Raw genomic sequence first — 20975 nt, 5'->3', positions numbered from 1 at the left:
TCAGCTGTTCCCGCGCAATTCGTAGTAGGGGTTGAAGATCACTTTGCGGCCGTCGCGGTCGCCCACGCGCCCACGCACCAGGATGCGCCTGCCCGGTTCGATACCGGGAATGCGCCTGCGCCCGATCCACACCAGGGTGATGGCATCGGTGCCGTCGAAGAACTCGGCCTGCACCGTGGCACCGGCTGCCTTCGGACACGCCTCGACACTGCGGAGCCTGCCCAGAATCGTCGCCTCTTCACCACGACAGCAATCCTTGGCCCGACGGGCACCGGAGGCATCGACCGTCTCGGCCAGTTCCTCGGCGTCGAGCTGGTCGATATCGGCGGTGAGTCGGCGGCCGAGTCGTCGAAAATATCCTGAATCCGGGCCCGATCCCGACTTGTGTCCGCCCGTGGATGACGACATGGCACGCTTCTCCCGCTAGTTGGCCGTACACCGCCACTGTAGATGGGCAAACGCCCGGCCGCTACGCTGCGTCGGTGTTGCGCACCCCACCCCAGGTCACCGTGGTCGCCCTGCCGGGGACCGGCTCCGACGCCGATTTCGCGGCCCGCGCGTTCGGGCCCGCCGCCCACGCGCGCGGACTCGCGTTCCACGCCGTCGAACCGGACCCACAGGCCGTGATCAGGAGCTGTACCGCGGCTTTGGACGCTGCCGCGGCGCGCGGTCCGGTCCTGGCCGCGGGCATCTCCCTCGGCGCCGCGATCGCACTCGACTGGGCAGCCGAGCACCGTACCGCGGTTGTTGGTGTCATCACAGCATTACCCGCCTGGACAGGTCCCGAAACCGCCGCGTGCCCAGCGGCGTCGAGCGCCGCAGTTACCGCCGAGCAACTGCGCGCGGACGGGCTGGAGGCGGTGATCGCGCGGATGCGAGCCTCGAGCCCTCGATGGCTGGCCGATGCGTTGACCCAGTCGTGGCGCGGGCAGTGGCCGCATCTGCCCGCGGCACTGGACGAGGCCGCGGGGTATGCCTGGCCGTCGCTGGAAGCGTTGGCCGCCAACGATGTACCGGTCGCGGTGGTCGGGGCCGGTGACGATCCGATCCACCCGATCGCGGTCGCCGAGCAGTGGGCATCGACCTTGCCGTCAGCGCGGCTACACCGAGTGACGTTGGCCGAGCTGGGAGCGAACCCCGCGATCCTCGGACACGCCGGATTCGCCGCGCTCGACACTGTCGTGCCCGAGTTCATCGCGACGACGCGCCAGGGTCGACACACCCCCGACTGATCCCCGGGCGCACACTGCGCAGACGTCCGAGTGGGCCACTCGTAGCGAAAGCCAGGGCCGTCACCGATCCTGGTGCCGCCCGCACACGGCCCCACCCGACCACCAAGCGCCGACCAGCCGAATCCGTACGGACGCAACACAGCCGGCTTCGGTGAACTACATCGAAACCGGCTGTGCGACAGAGCTATTCAGTTGAGTCCGAGCTGCTGCATCGCCGACCCGTCGGCGCCTCGACGTGGCTCGTCGGGCAGTTTCGGCGGGAGGGCCGAGGGCGGCGGGGCGGCGGCCGCGGCGGCCTGGGCCTCGAGGGCGGCCTGCTGTGCCTCGACCTGCTGCTGGTGGGCCGCGGCGAGCTGTTCGGCCAGTTCCGTGGGCAGGACGACCGGGAGCGGGTCGCGCACCGGCAGCGGTTCGGTGCCGCGGCGGACCACGGCATCGGCCAGGACGGCGCGGGCCGCGGTGATCAGCGGGCTGCGGTCGTCGACGGCGCCCTTGGGGCCCGCGGCTACTAGGCGGATCATCCAGCGCGGGCCGTCGACACCGATGAAGCGCAGGTCGGCGCCCTCGGTGATCGCCTTGACCTCGCGACCCCACGGACCCTTCTCGACGGCCACGCTCGCGCCGTCACCGCGCAGCGACTCGGCCAGGTCCGCGGCGACCGTGCGCCATTGGCCCGCCGACTTCGGCGCGGCGTAGGCGGCGACGGTGAGCCTGCCGTGCTCGGTGGCCAGGTGCACCGCTTGCGGGGTGCCGTCGGGGCTCATCTCCACTTGCAGCTGCCCGCCCTGTGGCACCGGAATGCATACCGAGCCGAGGTCGAGGCGCCGCGCGATCGCCTCGTCGGAGACTTCGGTGATGTCGTAGGGACCTGCGGCGGCGTCGGGGGCGTGGTCGAAGTTGCCGTAGATGCGCTCGTCGGTGGGGGCGTCGTCGAAGTCGAGGCGGGCGAAGTCGGGGCGCTGGAACTCGTCGGTGTCGTACTCGTCGGAGTCGGCGTCCAGGTCGTAGTCGGCTTCGTCGTACTCGACCTCGTCGTATTCGACGTAGTCGTCCTCGCGCGCGCGCTTCTTCTTACCGAACAGACCCATCACCCCTCCTTGCCGGCCAGGCTGGCATGCCCGCCGCTTGACCCATACCCGCCGGTGCCACGGGCGGTGTCGTCGAGATCGTCGACCTCGGCGAAATCGACCAGTTCGACCCGCTGCACCAGCAGCTGGGCGATGCGGTCGCCGCGGCGCAGTTCGATCGCGGTGCGCGGGTCGTGGTTGATCAGACACACCTTGATCTCACCGCGGTAGCCCGCGTCGACCGTGCCGGGTGTGTTGACCACCGACAGCCCGGCCTTCGCGGCCAAGCCGGACCTGGGGTGGATCAAGCCGACCGTTCCGAGGGGCAGCGCGATCGCGATGCCGGTGCCGACCAGCACCCGCTCGCCCGGTTCGATGATCACATCCTCGGTGGTACAGAGGTCGACGCCCGCGTCACCCGGATGGGCACGCGTCGGCACAGGGATGCCGGGATCGAGCCGCCGCAGCGGAATCGGTGCAAGTGCGTTCACATCGGTCGAGACTACGCGCTCGAGGCCGGACCTTCTCGTCGCGACCCTGGTGCGGTGACCTAGTGTTGAGGGGTGTCCGACCAGCCCCATTCACCAACGACCGTGACCACCGACGCCGACCGGCACGCGCCGAGCGCGCCGGGTCCGTCGCCCTACTCCGAGCGCCTGTGGGTGCCGCTGTGGTGGTGGCCGGTCGGCTTCGCGATCGCGGGCCTGCTGGCGGCCGAGATCCACATGGGCGCGCCGGGGCTGCGGGCCTGGCTGCCGTATGTGTTGCTGGCGCCGGTCCCGGTGTGGATTCTGTTGTGGATGAGCAGGCATCGCCTGGATGTGACGGTGGCCGATGACGGTACGGCGGAACTGCGCGTCGACCGCGCCCACCTGCCGGTGAGCTTCGTCGCGCGCGCCGCGGCCGTCGCGCCGACAGCCAAGAGTGCGGCGCTGGGCCGACAACTCGACCCCGCCGCCTATGTGCAGCACCGGGCCTGGATCGGCCCGATGGCATTGCTGGTTCTGGACGACCCGGACGACCCGACGCCGTACTGGTTGATCAGTACACGTAGGCCGGACCGGGTCTTGGCCGCGCTCGGACTCCCGAGCGCGGGCTGACCCTTCCTCGCTGATCCCCTAGAGGATCAGTTTTCCTGCCTCAGAGCGCGCAGTCCATGCAGATGAGCTGTCCACCCTTTTCGGTGGCCAGTCGGCTGCGGTGATGCACGAGGAAACAGCTGGAGCAGGTGAACTCGTCCGCCTGCTTCGGGACCACCCGAACGCTGAGTACCTCGTCGGACAGGTCCGCGCCGGGAAGCTCGAACGATTCCGCTGTATCGGATTCGTCGATGTCCACGACGGCGGACTGCGCCTCGTTGCGGCGGGCCTTCAGCTCCTCGAGCGAATCCTCCGACACCTCGTCGGATTCGGTGCGCCGCGGTGCGTCATAGTCGGTTGCCATGTCGTCTTCCCCTCAGTCCTTACTCCGTATATCCCGGATCAGTCGATTGCCGTAACCCCGCAGGGTTCCGGCGTTCGTACCGCCCCGCCGGTGGTGCACCTCACACGTGCACCGGTCGTCTATCAGGTTCGATCGTCTGGCGATCAACTCCGACAGCGTTCGGTAAACGCAGGACATGCCCTTGTTGTTCCCGCGACCGACCACCGTTTCACCGGTAAATATTCGATCTGGGCGGGCAGACAATAGCGGACCAACGGACGAAAGTCGCAATCAAACCCGCGCGGGGCCGAAACCGACGACGAATCGTCACCTGCCTCCGAAACTCGCCGAGACCTCCCGGACTCGCGCACCGGCGCGGGACTCGTAGAGTGAGCGGGTGGTTTCACTGATCACCGAAGGCAGCGCGACTGATCGCGACGGCAAACCCTTTCCGCGGCGGCGGCCCGAGCTCTGGCTCGCGCTCGTCCTCGTGCTGGCTCTGGTGAGCCTGTTCGTCTGGATCACGGCGTTTCGAACCCGTGACGACAGCAACGAACCGATGGCGTGCAACGCGCCGAGCACGCCGACGGCAACCAACGCAGCACAGCCCGCAGCCCTTGGCACCCGGGTCGGTCCGACGAGACTCGCCGAGGTCGACCCGGCGGCCCTGTCGGAGTCGAAGGTGCGGGTGTTCAACGCCAACGGCAAGAGCGGGCAGGCGGGCAACATCGCCTCGGCACTGGCCGACCTCGGCTTCGCCGGCGCGCCGGGGACACAGGTCGGTAACGATCCGGTCTATGTCCTCGGCGACCTCACTTGCACCGGCCAGATCCGGTACGGCGTGAACGGCCGACCGGCGGCCGCGTCGGTGCAGCTCGTCGCGCCCTGCGCCGAGCTGATCGAGGATCCGCGCACCGACGACACCGTCGACCTGGTCCTCGGGCAGGCGTTCGGTGAATCGCTGCGCCCCGGCGCCGACGCCGAGGCGGTGCTCCGCTCGTTGAAGAACCTGGCCCCGGGGGCGAGCTCGTCCTCGATCGACCCGGACCTGATCGACGCCGCCCGCGAAGTGAAGTGTTAGTCCGGTAGGGCCGTCGGCGCGCCGACCCGGTCGAGCAGGTCGTTGAGGTCCTCGGCGATGCCAGGGGCCGCGACGACGGTCAGCTCGCCCGCGGCGCCGCCGACGGTGACCGGCGGGACGTGCACGACCGCGCCCGCTTCGGCGGCGATGAGTGCGCCCGCGGCCCAGTCCCAGGCGTTGAGGCCGTGTTCGTAGTAGGCGTCGAGCCTGCCCGAGGCGACATGGCACAGGTCCATGGCGGCGGCGCCGAGGCGGCGGATATCGCGGATCTGCGGGAGGATCTCGGTGAGCAGCCGGGCCTGACGGGCCCGGCGCGCGCTGCCGTAGGCGAAGCCGGTGGCTACCAGGGCCACCGACAGCGAATCCTCCGTACTGCAACGCAGAGTCACCCGGGTGCCGTCGGGGCGCACAGCGTGCGATCCAGCGCCCAGTGCAGCGCTGTAGGTGGTCGCGGCGGCTACGTCGACCACCGCGCCCGCGACGGGCTTGCCATCGACCACCGCGCCCACCGACACGGCGTAGCCGGGCAGCCCGTAGAGGAAGTTCACGGTGCCGTCGATCGGGTCGACGACCCACGTGACGGTGCCAGGGGTGGTGGCGCCGACATCGCCGCCGCCCTCCTCGCCGAGAATCGCGTCGGTGGGCCTGCGCTCGGCGAGCAACCCACGGATCAGCTGCTCGGATTCGGTGTCGACGACGGTGACCGGATCGGTGGCGTGTCCCTTGGTGGCGACAGCGCCCTCGACGGGTCCGCCGTCGGCGAACACCTCGGGTCTGCGGGCACGCACATGCGCGGCGGCCGCTTCGGCGAGCTCGACGGCCAGGCGCCGCAACTGCTCGTATTCGGCGGATGTGCTGGGGGCGGTTGCGTTCTCGGGCTCGGTGTATTCGGGCACCCACCCATCGCATCACATGTCGTGGCGCCTCGCTCGAGGGGTGACTACCGCTACTCTCTGTGAGGCACATCGACCGCGTCAGCAAGGGGTTGAACCATGTCCGCTCGGGGGCACGCATTCGGAATCGATATCGGCGGCAGCGGAGTGAAGGGCGCCGTGGTCGATCTGGCCACCGGTCTGCTAACGCATGACCGCATCAAGATCGCGACGCCGCAGCCGTCCACACCCGCCGCCGTCGCCGCGGCGGCGGCCGAACTGGTGGCACAGGCAGGCTGGGAGGGCCCGGTCGGCCTCACCATGCCGTGCGTGGTGCTGGACGGCCACACCAGGACCGCGGCCAACATCGACCAGGCCTGGATCGGCACCGACGCCCGCGCGCTGTTCACCGCGGCGCTGGGCGGGCGGACCGTCACCGTGCTCAACGACGCCGACGCCGCGGGCCTGGCCGAGGACTCCTACGGCACCGCACGCGACCTGCACGGGCTGACGCTGCTGCTCACCTTCGGCACCGGCATCGGCTCCGCGCTGCTCTACGACGGCGTGCTCGTGCCCAATTCCGAACTCGGCCATCTCAAGATCGAGGGCGTCGACGCCGAGGATCTGGCCGCGGCCTCGGTCAAGGACAACGAGAACCTCAGCTACCCCGAGTGGGCGCAGCGGGTGAGTCGCGTGTTGCGTCACATCGAGGATCTGTTCTGGCCGAAGGTGATCGTGGCGGGCGGCGGCATCAGCCGCGATCACGAACAGTGGATTCCCTTGCTCACCAACCGAACTCCGGTGATTCCGGCTGTGTTGAAGAACACCGCGGGTATCGTCGGCGCGGCGATGGCCATCGATGCGGGCATCGCGCCGTAGCCCCGCGCGGTGAGGTGACGCAACGCCTGGGTGGCATCGTGCCATGAGTACCCTGGTTGGATCGTTACAATGGAACACGTCCGGCGGTGAGCCGGTGAAACCTTCCGGCCGCGGCCGGTCGCGAGAAGGTCGGTGAACGAGCGCCGACTTCCCCCGGCCGACGCATCGCCGGTGCAACCCGACCGACCGCTCCGCCGGAAAATCACTCTGGCGTGACGCCGCACGAGACCGTCACGAAAGGGCGTACGTGGTAGCCACGAATACCCGTCAGACCGCCGACTCGGCCTCCGACGCCGATGCCGACGACGCCGTAACCCCGGCCAAGAAGGCGCCGGCCAAAAAGGCCGCCGCCAAAAAGGCGCCGGCGAAGAAGGCCGTAGCCAAGAAGGCGCCGGCGAAGAAGGCTGCCGCCAAGAAGGCTCCGGCCAAGAAGACCGCCGCGAAGAAGGCGACCTCGGGCGAAGGCGGTGAGGAGCAGCTCGACGACGAGTCGGTCGAGGTCGACGATCTCGGTGATCTCGAAGTCGCCGAAGACGAACTCGTCGAGGAAGTCGTCGTCGTCGAAGACGTCGCCGAGGAGACCACCGAGGTCGCCGAGACCGCGGAACCGTCCGAGAAGGACAAGGCCTCCGGCGATTTCGTCTGGGACGAGGAGGAGTCCGAAGCGCTGCGTCAAGCACGCAAGGACGCCGAACTCACCGCCTCCGCCGACTCGGTGCGCGCCTACCTCAAGCAGATCGGCAAGGTCGCGCTGCTCAACGCGGAAGAGGAGGTCGAACTCGCCAAGCGGATCGAGGCCGGTCTGTTCGCCGCGGAGAAGATGCGCGAGTTCGCCGAGGCGGGCGAGAAGCTCTCGGTCACCACGCGCCGCGATTTCAACTGGATCGTGCGCGACGGCAACCGGGCCAAGAACCACCTGCTCGAGGCCAACCTGCGACTGGTTGTCTCGCTGGCCAAGCGCTACACCGGCCGCGGCATGGCCTTCCTCGACCTCATCCAGGAAGGCAACCTGGGTCTGATCCGCGCGGTCGAGAAGTTCGACTACACCAAGGGTTACAAGTTCTCGACGTACGCGACGTGGTGGATCCGTCAGGCCATCACCCGCGCCATGGCCGATCAGGCCCGCACCATCCGTATCCCGGTGCACATGGTCGAAGTGATCAACAAGCTCGGCCGGATACAGCGTGAATTGCTCCAGGACCTGGGCCGTGAGCCCACGCCGGAGGAACTCGCCAAGGAAATGGACATCACGCCGGAGAAGGTGCTGGAAATCCAGCAGTACGCGCGTGAACCCATTTCGCTGGATCAGACCATCGGCGACGAGGGCGACAGCCAGCTCGGTGACTTCATCGAGGATTCCGAGGCGGTCGTCGCGGTCGACGCGGTGAGCTTCACCCTGCTGCAGGATCAGCTGCAGTCGGTGCTGGAAACGCTGTCCGAGCGTGAGGCGGGCGTGGTGCGGTTGCGCTTCGGCCTCACCGACGGTCAGCCGCGCACCCTCGACGAAATCGGTCAGGTCTACGGCGTGACGCGTGAGCGTATTCGCCAGATCGAATCGAAGACGATGAGCAAGTTGCGTCACCCGAGCCGTTCGCAGGTTCTGCGCGACTACCTCGACTAGTAGTTTCTCGAAGCGAGGCCCGTGCCACCCGTTCGGTGGTGCGGGCCTCGTTTTCTTTTCGCCGCGGTAATCATTTCGTGATCAACCCCACACTGCCGGATTGCACAGTGGAGGGCACGGATTGGCGATCTTCACCGTATCGTCACATCCAGCTTTTCGTTCTACCGCCTCAGGTCTTGCGGTATCGGCATTGAGGGTCTTCGCGCGTGCTCGACATCTATCACTTCAGCTACGGCTGGATCACTCCCGTTCTCGCCTATTTCATGTCGGTGACGGGGTGTCTGCTGGGGCTGCAGTGCGCGGCTCGCGGGCGCAATGCCACCGAGGGACGGGCGGGTTGGCTCATCGGCGCCGCGGTCGCCATCGGCGGAACCGGTATCTGGGTCATGCATTTCATCGCGATGCTCGGCTTCACCATTCGCGGCGCCGATATTCGCTATGACATCCCGTTGACGCTGTTCAGCGCGATCACCGCGATGGTGGTGGTCGGGATCGGGCTGTTCATGGTCAACAAACCGCAGCCGACTCTGCGTTCGTTGCTCGCGGGCGGCACCATCACCGGCCTCGGTGTCGGGACCATGCACTACACCGGCATGTACGCGATGAAATCCAGTGCGACAGTGGAATACGATCCGGCGCTCGTGGCGCTGTCGATGGTGATCGCGGTGGTGGCCTCGATCGTGGCCCTGTGGTTCACGTTGCGCGTCAAGGGTTTTCTCGCGACTGTCGGTGCGGCGGTGATCATGGGTGTGGCGGTGTGCGGCATGCATTACACCGGCATGGCGTCGATGCACGCGCACGCCGGACATCAGGGCGCGCCCACGAGTGGGGCCGAGGCGATGGAACTGCTGGCGCCGCTGATCGGGGTGAGCAGCATCGTGACGATGCTCGTGTTGATCAGCGTGAGCCTCACCGAGATCGAGAACGAGGAAGCGCTGCCACGGATGTGGCTGACCTCGCGCCACCGTCCGCAGCAGCGACCGGCCAAGCCTGCGCGGCCGGTCGCACCGGTTGCGGCGTCGGTCGCACCGCAGGCTCAGCACGATTACCGCACCGAGGAATTGCGCTACGACGGTGCTGGCGCCTGGCCGCGCCGGGTCGTGGACTGATCAGCTCGACGCGAGTCCAGCACGGCGCCTGACGAATTCGACCACCGGCTCGACCACCCGCGCCGCGATCGGCCCGAGGATCGCCATCAGCAGCACGTAGGCCGAGGCGAGCGCGGCCAGTTTCGCGTCGGCCTTGCCGTAGGCGACCGCCAATCCGGCGATGACGATGGAGAATTCGCCGCGCGCCACCAGCGCGGCCCCCGCTCGCGCGCGACCCATGCGCCGGATGCCCTGCTTGCTCGCCGCCCACCAGCCGACCGCGATCTTGGTACCGGTGGTCACCACCGCCAGCCCGACCGCCCAGGCGAACACGGGCGGGATCGCGGCCGGGTCGATCGACAGGCCGAACGCGACGAAGAAGATCGCGGCGAACAGATCCCGCAGTGGTTCCAGGAGTTTCGCGGCTTCGTGCGCGGTGGATCCCGAGATCGCGATGCCGAGCAGGAACGCCCCGACCGCCGCCGAGACATTGAGCGCCGAGGCCGCGCCCGCCACCAGCAGCGCGGCGCCGAGCAGTTGCAGCAGGAACACTTCGCGATCGGCGCTGTCGAGGACCGCCGAGACGACCCGCCCGAAGCGCAGCGCGACCACGAGCACCACCGTGATAGTCGCCAGCGCGATCGCAAGGGAGATCATTCCGCTGAGCAAGCTCAACCCCGCCAGCATCATGGTAAGAATCGGTAGGTACACCGCCATCGCGAGGTCTTCGAACACCAGGATCGACAGCACCACCGGGGTCTCGCGGTTACCGAGGCGGCCCAGATCGTCGAGCACCTTGGCCACGATGCCCGACGACGAGATGTAGGTGACTCCGCCGAGCACCACGGCGCCCAGCACACCCCAGCCCAGGATCAGCGCCACCGCCACCCCGGGCAGCGCGTTGGCCACCAGGTCCAGCACTCCGGCCCCCCAGGAGCGCCGCAGCCCGGTCATCAGCTCGGGAGCCGTGTACTCGAGCCCGAGCAGCAACAGCAGCAACACGACGCCGATCTCGCTCGCCATGTGCCCGAACTCGGTGGCGGCGTGGAGCTCGATGAAACCGCCCTGCCCGAACGCGAGCCCACCCAGCAGGTACAGCGGAATCGGCGACATCCCGAACCGGCCCGCCACCCGCCCGCAGATCCCCAGCGCGAACAAGATCACGCCGAGCTCGAGCAGAGCCAGGGCCTGCGAGGTCACGGCGCTGTCAGCCGTGACCGAGAATCTTCGCGGCCGCTTCCAAGCCGTCCGGGGTGCCGACGACCACGAGCAGATCTCCCTCGGTGAAGGTGAAATCCGGGCCGGGTGAGGGATGCAGCTGACCGGCGCGCATCACCGCGACGATCGAGGTCTTGGTGCGGGTGCGCATGCCCGTCTCGCCGAGAGTGCGTCCCGCATAGGGGGATTCGTCGACGATCGCGAGCTGGCGGGTGGTGATGCCGGGCAGATCGCGATGGTCGTCGTTGAGTTTGGCGACCAGTTGCGGCGCGCCGAGCAGGTTCGCCAGCACCGACGCCTCGTCGGTGGACAGCGGCACCTGGGCGGCGATGGCGTCCGGGTCGTCGGATTTGGACACGATCAGGTCGATATCGCCGTCGCGGTGGGCCACCACACCGACGCGGCGCCCCGACCTGACTTCGAAATCCTTACGCACTCCGATGCCCGGTAGCGCTGTGACGTCGACGTTCACCCTGTCAACAGTAGACGCGCTCGGTCTCGATTGTGGTCTACGCCACTCCCTCTCGGCGCGGTGTGGTGAACACGCCGTCGGCGTCGGGCAGGTACGGCTGCGCGGCCAGTACCGCGGCGACCGGCAACGGGGCGTAAAGGTGTGGGAAGAGCATCGACGACGGGTCGCTGGGCACGCCCGGTTCCCACTTCACCTCGCCGGTGAACGCCGTCGGTTCCAGCCACAGCACGACCATGTCGGCGCGCCCGGCGAAAAGTCGGTTGGCGGGCAAATGGACCTGCTCCGGGGGGGACAGGTGCACGAAGCCCGCATCGGCCAGCGACGGCGGTCGGCGTTCACCTTCGTTACGAGCTTGTTCCCATTCTTGGGAAGAACACAGGTGAACAAGCGTGTGAGTGTCGGATGTCACGGGTAATCTCCGGGTAGACAACAGGTTCGGACGGTCAAGACCCTGTCACAACTCGATCGTGTTCGGCCCGGTTCGGTGGTTACGCCCCGTGCGTAACGAGCAACACCGCAGCGAGCGACATATCGGTGAGTATCAGGATCGAGTGGGAGGTGGCATCAGCGCTTCGCGGGTGATCGGTGGGTGCTCGAGATCGAGGACCGGTGGGTGTTCGCTTTCAGCGAAACCGCAGGTCTGTTATCGAAAACACAAAGATTCGCTTCCGGGAACAAAGCCTGAACCCCGAACGTCTGACAGAGTAGTCGTACCACTGCTGGGAAGTAGCGGACGCGAGCCTCGTGGAGTGACCACGAGGCCCACACCTAGGCGAACGGCCACGCAGCGCCGGGAGCCGGGACGGAGGAGTCATGCCAGGAACCCTGACCAGCACCCCACTGACCGCAGTTGATCGTTGCGATCGTTGCGGGGCGGCTGCCCGAGTGCGTGCAGTTCTTCCCGCGGGTGGCGAGTTGCTCTTCTGCCAGCACCACGCGAATGAACACATGGACCGTTTGCGCGAGCTCGAAGCCGTCATAGACACCGACGCAGCGCCCGCGATCTGACCACTCCTCGCGTCCGAAACAACCACATCTGACAACAGAAAACCACCGACAGCGGGCGACCCGAACAGGGCGCCCGCTGTTGCTGTGTCCGGGTATCGACGCTGGTCAGATGTCGGCGAGGATGCCGTCGACGAGGGTGGCCACGCCGTAGTCGAACGCGCCGTCCGGGTCGGCGGGGGCCTGGTAGTGCTCGCCGGCGGCGGTGCCGACGCGGCCCGCGAGCGGGAATTCGTCGGCCGGCATCACCTGGGCCAGTAAAGGTCCGCTGACCTCCCACCAGCGCGCGTCACTCAGTTGCGCGGCGGCGCCCGCGGCCGCGACGGCGAGGCGGGCATTGCCGGTGGCGAAGTCGGTGAGAACCGCGATCGCGCGATCCATGGCCAGATCGCTCAGGCCGATGCCGTCGATCGCGGTCAGCTGCCGTTCGTAGCGGCGCATCCTGGCGGGGCCGAGCACCTGGCGCCATGGCGAGACCTCCAGGAGCCAGGGGTGCTCGATCAGTTCGGTTCTGATCTGGGTGGCGACGGCGATCATGCGGTCGCGCACCGGGAGGTCGGCCGGGATCGGGGTGTCCGTGGCGGCGACGGCGTCGACCATGAGCACGATCAGGGCGTCCTTGCTGGGGACGTAGGTGTAGAGGCTCATCGCGCGCAGGCCGAGTTCGGCGGCGACCGCGCGGATCGTCAGCTTGGCGATGCCGTCGCGGTCGGCCAGGGCGATACCGGCCGCCACCACGTCGTCGACGGTGAGACCCGGCTTGGGGCCGCGTGCGCCCGGCGTGGACGGCAAGGCGTGGCGCCACAGCAGTTCGAGGATCCGGGTGGCCTGTGCGGCGGATTTCGCGTCCTCGTCGGGCACTGCGGTCCTCTTTCGGAAATGGTTCGAGCGTTGGCGGAACAAACTCAGTACAGTGTACGTTGTTCGATTGTTCGTGCCGCTCGATCACAGGAGAATGTTCTGCCCGCCCTTCAGGCCACCTACCTCCCCGACCGTCACCTGTTCGCGCTGTGGACGTGGACCGGGCACGACGCCGGGCCCGCGCCGACGGGAATCGGCGATCCCGAACAGCTCACCCTCGCGCTGCCGGTGGGTGAGCGCGGGGCGATCGAGCCTGTCGAGGTCGCGACCGCGGTGGTGACGGCCACCGAGCTCGCGGGCGTCGTCGGCGAACTCGCGCCGTCGGCTCTGGCTTGGCGTGCCTTGCTTGCCCCGACCGACACCAGCGCCGCACGTCGGCAAGCCGAGGACGAAGGCGCTTCGCGTACCTCGCCGACCTCGTCAGGCGGGGTCGTCGGCGGTCCGGCAGGCACACATGCCGCGTCGACCGACCCGGTGGGCACGCTGCCCGATGCCGTTACCGATGCGGGGAGCGCCCCACGGCCGGTCGCCGCGCATGCCGTTCCCGACACAGTGGGCAACACGCTGCCGATCGCCGCGCATGCCGTTCCCGATGCGGTCGGGACCGCGATTGTGTCGGCCGAGCGGGCGGCTCGGGTGTTGCGCGAGACGCAGGCGCTCGACGGGGAGCTCGCGGGGGTTCTCGATGCCACGCTGCGGCCCTATCAGGTGCGCGGGGTGGGCTGGTTGCGCGAGACGGTCGCGGCTTACGGCGGGGCCGTACTGGCCGATGAGATGGGCCTCGGCAAGACGGTGCAGACCATCGGGTTCCTGCAGGGGCGGGCCGACGGGCCGCAGCTGGTGGTGTGTCCGACCTCGCTGGTCGGCAACTGGGTGCACGAGATCGAACGGTTCGCGCCGGGGTTGAAGGCGGTGTCGTGGCGTGGTGGTGCGGTGAACGCCGGGGCGGGGACGGTCGTCGTGACCGGGTATCCGACGCTGCGGCTGCACGGGGCGGCGCTGACCGGTGAGCAGTGGGCGACCATGGTGTTCGACGAGGCGCAGGCGTTGAAGAATCCCCGCACGCAGGTGTCGAAGGCGGCGCGGGCGTTGACCGCGGAGGCGAAGGTCGCGTTGACCGGCACGCCGGTGGAGAACCACCTCGACGAGCTGTTCGCGCTGCTCAACCTCACCGTGCCGCGACTGTTCGCGCATCGCACGCAGTTTCGGCGCAGGTTCGTGCGGCCGATCGAAGAGGGTTCGGCAACGGCGGCGGCCCGGCTGCGCGATGCTGTCGAGCCGGTTGTGCTGGGACGCAAGAAGCTTCAGGTGGCGGCGTCGCTGCCCGCGAAGATCCACAGTGATCTGCTGTGCGATCTCACCGCCGAGCAGGAACGGGTGTACGACGCGGTGCTCGCCGAGGCCCTTGACGAGGGATTCGGCACCGGCCTGCAACGTCAGGGACGCGTGCTGGCCGCGCTGACCCACCTCAAACAGGTGTGCAACCACCCCGGTCTGGTGTCCGGTGACCTGGACGAAATCGCCGGGCGCTCAGGCAAACTCGACCTGTGCACCGACATCGTCGCCACCAACCTCGACACCGGTGACCCCACGCTGATCTTCACCCAGTACCGCAAGACCGGCGACCTGCTGGTGCGCCACCTCGCCGAACAGTTCGGGATCGAGGCGCCGTTCTTCCACGGCGGGCTCGACGCCACTCAGCGCGGCGACCTCGTCACCCGCTTCCAGGCACCGGACGGTCCGCCCGTGCTGATCCTGAGCCTGCGCGCGGCGGGCACCGGCCTCACTCTCACCCGGGCGGCCGATGTGATCCATTTCGATCGCTGGTGGAATCCGGCGGTGGAGGCTCAAGCGTCGGACCGGGCGCACCGGATCGGGCAGACCCGCACCGTCACCGTCACCACCCTCACCAGCGCGACGACGGTGGAGGAACACATCGCGGCGATGCACACGCGTAAGTCCGCGCTGACGGACCTGTCCGATGCCGCGGGCATCGCCGAACTCGCCCGCCTCGACGACGACGCCCTCGTCGACATCCTGCGCCGGAAGCGAGAGAACTGATGGCCGACAACGAATTCGGATACACCCCATGGGGTATGGACTGGGTGCGCCTGGCCGAACCGCTACGCCAGACCCGCCCGGAACCCCTCCTTCCCCGCGCCCGCAGCATCGCCCGCAACGACGGTGCACGCCTCGAGATCGAGGGGCGAACGGTGCGCGCGCACCTGCATCGCGGCGGTCAGGCGTCGATCGCGCACGTCGAGGTAGCGCCGCTGTCGCGGGCGGCGGTGACCGCGATCGGTCACACGATCACCGATCCGACCGTCCTCACCGACGAGATGCACCGGGCCCTGCTCGACGCGGGCCACTCCCCCGCACCGAGCCTGGTGAGCACCGACTGTTCCTGTTCGGCACGCACCGCGCGCTGCGTACACGTGTTCGCGACCCTGTACACGATCGCGCGCAAGGTCGACGAGAATCCGCGCCTCGCACTGGAACTGCAGGGTTACTTCGACGCGACCGCCGAATCCGACGCGCCCGCACAGGAATCGCGCTGGACTCCCCTGCACACCCTCGACCCGACCGACTTCTTCGACGCCGCTCGCTAGACACGAGACATCCACGAGGACAACGGGTTATCCGTTACCGCGCCCGATCATCCAGTGTGGTCGGCTGGTCGGAGCCATCGGGTGCGGCGCGGGTGTCATGCCCGGCGGCGATATCGAGCGAAGGCGGCCCGCCTCCCTGACTCAGCGCAACGAAGTCAGCAGCGAGAGCCCGTTCGCGATATACCGGCGGCTCAGGCGTTGGTGCCGCCGTCGACGGTGAGGATCGCACCGGTGATCGATCGGCCCGACGGACCCGCGAGGAAGGCGACCAGGCCGGCGACATCGGCGGCGGCACCGTGACGGCCGAGCGCGTTGAATGCTCGTTGGGTCGCGGCGTGCTCGCCACCTGCCGGATTCATATCGGTGTCGGTGGGGCCCGGCTGGACGAGGTTGACGGTGATGCCACGCGGGCCCAGTTCGCGCGCAAGGGCTTTGGTGAAGCCGTTGAGGGCGGACTTGCTCAGGTTGTACAGCGACAGCCCACCGAAGAGCGCGCGTTCGGACAGGTTGGAGCCGATGGAGATGATCCGGCCGCCGTCACCGAGATACGGCAGCGCCGCCTGGCCCGCCACGAAGGCGGCGCGGGCGTGAATGTTGAGCGCGCGGTCGATCTCATCGAGGGTGAACTCTTCGTAGGGCTTGGCCGGGAAGATGCCCGCGTTGTTCACGAGCACGTCCAGGCCGCCGAGTGCGCTCGCGGTCTGTTCGACGGCGGCGACGACCTGTGCGGCGTCGGCGCTGTCGGCCTTGATCGGCAGCGCCCGCCTGCCCAGCGCCTCGATCTCGGCGGCCACGGCCTTGGCGGCGACCTCGTCACGCTGGTAGGTGAACGCCACATCGGTGCCCGCGGCGGCCAGGGTGCGGGCGATGGCGGCGCCGATCCCGCGGCTCGCGCCGGTCACCAGGGCCACGGCGTTTGTGCTCGTCATCAGGTTCGCTCCAATTATGTAGTGGTCGATACATAATTAGACAAGCGCACGCGGAGCACTGGCGTCAAGAGTTTCATAATGTTCGACACAGAATTGCCCCACGCCTGCCGTGACCACCGACGGGCGCGGTATGTTTACCGATCGGCACAGAAAGGTTTCCCATGGCAGAACGCGGCCGCCCACGCGGTTTCGACCGTGACATCGCCCTGCGTCGTGCCATGGAAGTGTTCTGGGAACTCGGCTACGACGGCGCCTCGATGAGCGACCTAACCGCCGCCATGGGCATCAACTCCCCCAGCCTCTACGCCGCGTTCGGCGACAAGGAAGCGCTGTTCCGGGCCGCCGTCGAGCTCTACGGCCGCACCGAGGGTTCACACACCGCAAGGGCGCTGCGCGAGCAGCCCACCGCCTACGCCGCGATCGAGACGATGCTGCGCGACAATATCGCCACCTACGCCGATCCCGGCCTGCCGAACGGCTGCATGGTGGTCCTCGCGGGCGCGACCTATGCCTCCCGCACCGCGTCGGTCCGCGAATTCCTCATCGAAGCCCGCCGCCACACCACGGCCGACATCCGCGCCCGGCTCGATCGCGGCGTCACCGACGGCGACCTCGCCCCAGGCACCGACACGGCATCGCTGGCCGTGCTCTACAGCACGCTGCTGTACGGACTGTCGATCCAGGCCAGGGACGGCGTCGGCGCCGACGAACTGAGCGCGGCCGTCGACAGCGCCATGCAGGCGCTCGGTGCCGCGAGTCGCTAGGCACTGCGCGCAATAATTCGGTCACCGGACGAGGAGCTGCTGCGGTGATCTCTCAGAGTCGACGTAACGCCGCGATGCGTTCGCCCAGTTGATCGACGCTCGCCAATGCTGTTGGCGGACCGCCACATTCGCGGCGGAGTTCACCGTGGATCACGCCGTGTGGTTTGCCGGTGCGGTGGTGGTGCATGGCGACGAGGCTGTTGAGTTCGCGGCGCAGTTCGCCCAGTTTGTCGGAGGTGGCGACGCGTTCGGCGACGGCCGCGGGGGGTGGGGTGGCTTCGGCGGCGGCGCTGCGGTCGGCGAGTTGGCGGGTCTGGCGGTCGCGCAGCAACGCGCGCATCTGGTCGGCGTCGAGCAGGCCGGGGATGCCGAGGTAGTCGGCTTCCTCGTCGCTGCCCGCGATGGTGGAGGTGCCGAAGGAGGATCCGTCGTAGATCACCTGGTCGAGTTCGGCGTCGGCGGCGAGTGCGACGAAGGACTTCTCGTCCTCGCCCGGCTCGTCCTTGGCCTTGTTCGCGTCGATCAGCAGTTCGTCGTCGAGGCCGTCTTTCTCGCGATGAGGCTTGCCGATGACGTGGTCACGCTGCAGCTCGAGCTGGGCGGCCAGGTCGAGCAGCACCGGCACCGACGGCAGGAACACACTCGCCGTCTCCCCCGGCTTGCGCGCACGCACGAAACGACCGATGGCCTGGGCGAAGTACAGCGGCGTCGACGCGCTGGTGGCGTACACGCCGACGGCCAGTCGCGGCACGTCGACACCCTCGGACACCATGCGCACCGCCACCATCCACGGCTGGGTGCCCTTGCCGAACTCGCCGATGCGCTGCGAGGACTGCGGGTCGTCCGACAGCACCACCGTGGGCCGCTCGCCGCAGATGTGTTCGAGCAGTTCGGCGTAGTCGCGGGCGCGTTCCTGATCGGTGGCGATCACCAGGCCACCCGCATCAGGCATCCCGGACGCGCGCAGCTGACGCAGGCGCATGTCGGCCGCGCGCAACACCGCCGAGATCCAGTCACCGGCCGGGTCGAGGGCGGTGCGCCAGGCGCGCGCGGTGTGCTCGGCGCTGAGCGGTTCGCCGAGGCGGGCGGTGTGTTCCTCGCCCGCGCTGTCGCGCCAGTGCGCGTCCCCCGAATAGGCCAGGAACACCACCGGACGCACGACGCCGTCGGCGAGCGCGTCGGCGTAGCCGTAGGAGTGGTCGGCGCGCGAACGCGGGAAACCGCCCTCGTCGGGCTCGTAGGTGACGAACGGGATCTTCGAATCGTCACTGCGGAACGGGGTTCCGGTGAGCGCCAGACGCCGCGTCGCGTCGCCGAACGCCTCCTCGGTCGCCTCGCCCCAGGTCTTGGCGTCGCCCGCGTGGTGGATCTCGTCGAGAATCACCAGCGTGCGGCGGTTCTCGGTGCGCACCCGGTGCCGGGTGGGGTGGGCGGCGACCTGGGCGTAGGTGACAACGACGCCGTGATAGTCGCCGGAGGTGCCGCCGGTGGAGTTGGAGAATCGCGAGTCGAGCTGGATGCCGGTGCGCGCGGCCGCGGCGGCCCACTGGTGCTTGAGGTGTTCGGTGGGGGCGACGACGGTGATCTGATCCACCGTGCGATCGGCCAGCAACTCCGCGGCTACCCGCAGTGCGAAGGTGGTCTTACCGGCGCCGGGTGTCGCGACCGCGAGGAAGTCGCGCGGCTTGGTGGCCAGGTACTTCGTCAGTGCGCGCCGCTGCCAGGCGCGCAACGAACCCGACGGGGCACCTCCCGCGGCAGTTTCGCCCGGTGTCCCCACTTGCTTCGCCGTAGCGGCACCACCCGACCCAGTCACGCAGTCGACCCTAGCCGCCCGATGCGGCGTGTCGCCAAACCGACGCGGGGTGGGCGACAGGCATCACATCAGCGCCCGTGGTCACCGGCCATTTACCTGTTACCCGCCGACACGATGCCCGACCCGCACCCCATGGACCGCCGACGTGGGAGATGCTTGACAGCGAGATGAACAACGACCAGGTACCGGCCGCCGACGCGGTGCACACGCCGCCGCCGCACCCGCCCGGCGACACGCCCGCACGCCCCGTGGCGGGAGCGCACGCCGTCGGGCAACGCCGCAGCGATCGCGCGCGGTGGATTCGATGGCTGGCGACCGCGTGGCGACTTTTCGTGCGGGTCTGCGTCAAGTGCTGGGACGACTCGATTTTCACCAAGTCCGCCGCCGCCGCGTTCTGGCAGACGTTGTCGCTGGCGCCGTTGTTACTCGGCATTCTGGGCAGTCTCGGCTATGTGGGCGGCCTGTTCGGGCCCGACACCCTGCAGGTCGTGGAGGCGAAGATCATCGCCTTCAGCCGCGAGTTCTTCAGCCCGTCGGTGGTCTCGGATCTGATCGAACCGACCGTCGACGATGTGCTCGGCAAAGGCCGCGGTGCGGTGGTGTCGGTGGGTTTCGTGCTGTCGCTGTGGGCCGGGTCCTCGGCCATGTCGACCTTCGTCGACGCCATCGTCGAGGCGCACGGGCAGCAGGATGCCCGGCATCCGATCTGGCAGCGGATCTTCGCGCTGGTCCTGTACGTCCAGTTCCTGGTGGCAGCAGTGTTGATTCTGCCGGTGATCGCGCTGGGGCCCGTGCGGATCGGGCGGGTGCTGCCCGAGTCGTGGCGGGAGCCGGGGTTGCGGCTGATCGACACGTTCTACTACCCGATCGTCGGGCTGCTGTTGATCGTCGGGCTGACCACGCTGTACAAGTTGGCCCTGCACAAGTCGCTGCCGTGGCATCGACTCTTCGGCGGTGCGCTGGTGGCCGGGGTGTTCTTCATGGCGGCGAGCGAGCTGCTGCGCCGGTATCTGTCGTCGATCAGCGCCACCGGCGTCAGCTACGGCGCGCTGGCCACCCCGATCGCGTTCCTGCTGTTCACCTATTTTCTCGGCTTCTCGGTGATCCTGGGCGCGGAGTTCAACGCCGCGGTGCAGGAGTTCTGGCCCGCGCGGGCCACCCGGATCGAGCAGGTGAAGGAATGGATCACCAGCCAGGTGCGTGGTGATGACGACGACGAGAGCGACGAGCACGACGAAACCGCCGGGGCCTCGGTGGAGGCACCGGCGTTACCAGCCGAGCTGTCAGCTCAGTCGTCGCCGCCCTTGCGCAAGCCCTCGTAGACCTTCTTGCAGTCCGGGCACACGGGCGAGCCGGGCTTGGCCGAACGCGTCACCGGGAAAACCTCGCCGCACAGGGCGACGACCATCGTGCCCATGACGGCACTTTCGGCGATCCGGTCCTTCTTCACGTAGTGGAAGAATTTGGGGGTGTCGTCGCTGGTCGTTTCGTCGGTCGTGGTTTCCGGGCGTACCAGAGTGTCTGTACTCACGCCTTCCATGATGCCGCATCCGTGGCCCGGCTCGCTGACCAGCCGCGTGTGCGCTCGCTGACGTGGAGTGGAAGACTCGGGGTATGCAGTCTCACGGCGATGTCCCAGGCGCCGACGAATCGAAGCCCGACCCGGAAGTCACGATGCCCGCCGAGCCGAAGCCCTCGCGTGGGTTCTTCCGTGATGTCTCCGCCGAACACGCTGTGCTGATCACGGAGGCCGCGCCGTCCCTGGACGACCAGCATCGGGCCAGGGTGCGTCGTTACACGTTCATCATGGCCTTCCGGATTCCCTGCCTGATCCTGGCCGCGGTCGCCTACAGCGCGTTCGAGAACCCGCTGCTGTCGATCCTGATCCTCGCCGCCTCGGTGCCGCTGCCGTGGATTGCGGTGCTGATCGCCAACGACCGTCCGCCGCGCACCAAGGACGAGCCGAGTCGCTGGGACGGCCGCGACAATCAGATCGCCTTGGAATCGGGCCACCGCAAGGCTGTGGAATAAGCGGCTGG

At 68.3% G+C, this 20975-nt stretch carries 23 protein-coding genes and 1 pseudogene; 12 read left to right on the top strand and 12 right to left on the bottom strand.

Features of this window, described 5'->3' with window-relative positions; all coding sequences use genetic code 11:
* Positions 1 to 408, bottom strand: a complete 408-nt coding sequence (locus ACFW6D_RS25390) for an OB-fold nucleic acid binding domain-containing protein (protein WP_101466671.1) — start codon at positions 406 to 408, stop codon at positions 1 to 3.
* Positions 409 to 482: 74 nt separating this feature from the next.
* On the opposite strand from ACFW6D_RS25390, the gene ACFW6D_RS25385 reads away from it, so the two are divergent.
* Positions 483 to 1232 (top strand): alpha/beta fold hydrolase, encoded by a 750-nt coding sequence (locus ACFW6D_RS25385; RefSeq protein ID WP_379332038.1) that lies wholly within the window; start codon positions 483 to 485, stop codon positions 1230 to 1232.
* Between the two features lie 188 nt (positions 1233 to 1420).
* Here the strand turns inward: ACFW6D_RS25385 and ACFW6D_RS25380 are convergent, their stop codons facing one another.
* The gene (locus tag ACFW6D_RS25380) at positions 1421 to 2314 is read right to left on the bottom strand and encodes a DUF3710 domain-containing protein (RefSeq protein WP_379332066.1); all 894 of its coding nucleotides are present in this window, start codon (positions 2312 to 2314) and stop codon (positions 1421 to 1423) included.
* A gap of 5 nt (positions 2315 to 2319) precedes the next feature.
* Positions 2320 to 2790 carry a dUTP diphosphatase gene (dut, locus tag ACFW6D_RS25375; RefSeq protein ID WP_379332036.1) on the bottom strand — a complete coding sequence of 157 codons (471 nt, stop codon included), beginning with the start codon at positions 2788 to 2790 and terminating at the stop codon, positions 2320 to 2322.
* 102 nt (positions 2791 to 2892) lie between these two features.
* On the opposite strand from dut, the gene ACFW6D_RS25370 reads away from it, so the two are divergent.
* Positions 2893 to 3399 (top strand): DUF3093 domain-containing protein, encoded by a 507-nt coding sequence (locus ACFW6D_RS25370; RefSeq protein ID WP_379332064.1) that lies wholly within the window; start codon positions 2893 to 2895, stop codon positions 3397 to 3399.
* 40 nt (positions 3400 to 3439) lie between these two features.
* On the opposite strand, the gene ACFW6D_RS25365 is transcribed toward ACFW6D_RS25370, so the two are convergent.
* A complete protein-coding gene (locus ACFW6D_RS25365) occupies positions 3440 to 3742 on the bottom strand; it encodes a DUF4193 domain-containing protein (protein ID WP_056811237.1) in 303 nt (100 codons plus the stop codon).
* Between the two features lie 376 nt (positions 3743 to 4118).
* Here ACFW6D_RS25365 and cei point away from each other — a divergent pair, with 376 nt between their 5' ends.
* Positions 4119 to 4802: an envelope integrity protein Cei gene (gene cei / locus ACFW6D_RS25360; protein WP_379332034.1), complete on the top strand. Its 684-nt coding sequence runs from the start codon at positions 4119 to 4121 to the stop codon at positions 4800 to 4802.
* Here cei and ACFW6D_RS25355 read toward each other — a convergent pair.
* The gene (locus tag ACFW6D_RS25355; RefSeq protein WP_379332032.1) at positions 4799 to 5698 is read right to left on the bottom strand and encodes an inositol monophosphatase family protein; all 900 of its coding nucleotides are present in this window, start codon (positions 5696 to 5698) and stop codon (positions 4799 to 4801) included. The two genes, cei and ACFW6D_RS25355, sit on opposite strands and share 4 nt — an antisense overlap.
* Positions 5699 to 5794: 96 nt before the next feature.
* On the opposite strand from ACFW6D_RS25355, the gene ppgK reads away from it, so the two are divergent.
* The 3 genes and pseudogenes from ppgK (at position 5795) to ACFW6D_RS25340 (ending at position 9283) form a co-directional block, all read left to right on the top strand.
* Positions 5795 to 6553, top strand: a complete 759-nt coding sequence (gene ppgK / locus ACFW6D_RS25350) for a polyphosphate--glucose phosphotransferase (RefSeq protein WP_379332030.1) — start codon at positions 5795 to 5797, stop codon at positions 6551 to 6553.
* Positions 6554 to 6782: 229 nt separating this feature from the next.
* A pseudogene (locus ACFW6D_RS25345) lies at positions 6783 to 8174 on the top strand (RNA polymerase sigma factor); the annotation flags it as partial.
* A 206-nt stretch (positions 8175 to 8380) separates the two neighbouring features.
* The gene (locus tag ACFW6D_RS25340) at positions 8381 to 9283 is read left to right on the top strand and encodes an MHYT domain-containing protein (RefSeq protein WP_379332028.1); all 903 of its coding nucleotides are present in this window, start codon (positions 8381 to 8383) and stop codon (positions 9281 to 9283) included.
* Here the strand turns inward: ACFW6D_RS25340 and ACFW6D_RS25335 are convergent, their stop codons facing one another.
* The 3 genes from ACFW6D_RS25335 to ACFW6D_RS25325 are packed head-to-tail and all read right to left on the bottom strand — an operon-like array spanning position 9284 to position 11361.
* Positions 9284 to 10462 (bottom strand): cation:proton antiporter, encoded by a 1179-nt coding sequence (locus tag ACFW6D_RS25335; RefSeq protein WP_379332026.1) that lies wholly within the window; start codon positions 10460 to 10462, stop codon positions 9284 to 9286.
* Positions 10463 to 10469: 7 nt separating this feature from the next.
* Positions 10470 to 10952 carry a cation:proton antiporter regulatory subunit gene (locus tag ACFW6D_RS25330; RefSeq protein ID WP_379232017.1) on the bottom strand — a complete coding sequence of 161 codons (483 nt, stop codon included), beginning with the start codon at positions 10950 to 10952 and terminating at the stop codon, positions 10470 to 10472.
* Positions 10953 to 10989: 37 nt separating this feature from the next.
* A complete protein-coding gene (locus ACFW6D_RS25325; RefSeq protein ID WP_379332024.1) occupies positions 10990 to 11361 on the bottom strand; it encodes a DUF952 domain-containing protein in 372 nt (123 codons plus the stop codon).
* Positions 11362 to 11765: 404 nt separating this feature from the next.
* Here ACFW6D_RS25325 and ACFW6D_RS25320 point away from each other — a divergent pair, with 404 nt between their 5' ends.
* Positions 11766 to 11960, top strand: a complete 195-nt coding sequence (locus ACFW6D_RS25320) for a hypothetical protein (RefSeq protein WP_266291007.1) — start codon at positions 11766 to 11768, stop codon at positions 11958 to 11960.
* Between the two features lie 105 nt (positions 11961 to 12065).
* Here the strand turns inward: ACFW6D_RS25320 and ACFW6D_RS25315 are convergent, their stop codons facing one another.
* On the bottom strand, positions 12066 to 12818 hold the full coding sequence (locus ACFW6D_RS25315) for a TetR/AcrR family transcriptional regulator (protein WP_379332022.1): 753 nt from the start codon (positions 12816 to 12818) through the stop codon (positions 12066 to 12068).
* Between the two features lie 138 nt (positions 12819 to 12956).
* On the opposite strand from ACFW6D_RS25315, the gene ACFW6D_RS25310 reads away from it, so the two are divergent.
* Both ACFW6D_RS25310 and ACFW6D_RS25305 read left to right on the top strand, forming a co-directional pair.
* Complete coding sequence (locus ACFW6D_RS25310) at positions 12957 to 14879, top strand: DEAD/DEAH box helicase (protein WP_379332062.1); 1923 nt, start codon at positions 12957 to 12959, stop codon at positions 14877 to 14879.
* Positions 14879 to 15427: a hypothetical protein gene (locus ACFW6D_RS25305; RefSeq protein ID WP_379332020.1), complete on the top strand. Its 549-nt coding sequence runs from the start codon at positions 14879 to 14881 to the stop codon at positions 15425 to 15427. The genes ACFW6D_RS25310 and ACFW6D_RS25305 overlap by 1 nt, the downstream gene beginning before the upstream one ends.
* Before the next feature lie 191 nt (positions 15428 to 15618).
* Here the strand turns inward: ACFW6D_RS25305 and ACFW6D_RS25300 are convergent, their stop codons facing one another.
* Positions 15619 to 16356 (bottom strand): SDR family NAD(P)-dependent oxidoreductase, encoded by a 738-nt coding sequence (locus tag ACFW6D_RS25300; protein ID WP_379332018.1) that lies wholly within the window; start codon positions 16354 to 16356, stop codon positions 15619 to 15621.
* A 161-nt stretch (positions 16357 to 16517) separates the two neighbouring features.
* Here ACFW6D_RS25300 and ACFW6D_RS25295 point away from each other — a divergent pair, with 161 nt between their 5' ends.
* Positions 16518 to 17120, top strand: a complete 603-nt coding sequence (locus ACFW6D_RS25295; protein ID WP_379332016.1) for a TetR/AcrR family transcriptional regulator — start codon at positions 16518 to 16520, stop codon at positions 17118 to 17120.
* Positions 17121 to 17172: 52 nt separating this feature from the next.
* Here the strand turns inward: ACFW6D_RS25295 and ACFW6D_RS25290 are convergent, their stop codons facing one another.
* Positions 17173 to 18900 carry a DEAD/DEAH box helicase gene (locus ACFW6D_RS25290; protein WP_379332060.1) on the bottom strand — a complete coding sequence of 576 codons (1728 nt, stop codon included), beginning with the start codon at positions 18898 to 18900 and terminating at the stop codon, positions 17173 to 17175.
* Between the two features lie 188 nt (positions 18901 to 19088).
* On the opposite strand from ACFW6D_RS25290, the gene ACFW6D_RS25285 reads away from it, so the two are divergent.
* The gene (locus ACFW6D_RS25285) at positions 19089 to 20258 is read left to right on the top strand and encodes a YihY/virulence factor BrkB family protein (RefSeq protein ID WP_379332014.1); all 1170 of its coding nucleotides are present in this window, start codon (positions 19089 to 19091) and stop codon (positions 20256 to 20258) included.
* On the opposite strand, the gene ACFW6D_RS25280 is transcribed toward ACFW6D_RS25285, so the two are convergent.
* Complete coding sequence (locus ACFW6D_RS25280; RefSeq protein WP_379232005.1) at positions 20225 to 20467, bottom strand: DUF3039 domain-containing protein; 243 nt, start codon at positions 20465 to 20467, stop codon at positions 20225 to 20227. The two genes, ACFW6D_RS25285 and ACFW6D_RS25280, sit on opposite strands and share 34 nt — an antisense overlap.
* A gap of 143 nt (positions 20468 to 20610) precedes the next feature.
* On the opposite strand from ACFW6D_RS25280, the gene ACFW6D_RS25275 reads away from it, so the two are divergent.
* Positions 20611 to 20967 (top strand): DUF3099 domain-containing protein, encoded by a 357-nt coding sequence (locus tag ACFW6D_RS25275; protein ID WP_379332058.1) that lies wholly within the window; start codon positions 20611 to 20613, stop codon positions 20965 to 20967.
* Positions 20968 to 20975: the final 8 nt, after the last annotated feature.

This window comes from Nocardia sp. NPDC058705 (assembly GCF_042749305.1).
In the GTDB taxonomy this organism is placed as follows: Bacteria; Actinomycetota; Actinomycetes; order Mycobacteriales; family Mycobacteriaceae; genus Nocardia.
Note: the sequence above shows the minus strand (reverse complement) of the source record. Positions and strands in the feature narration are given on the sequence as shown.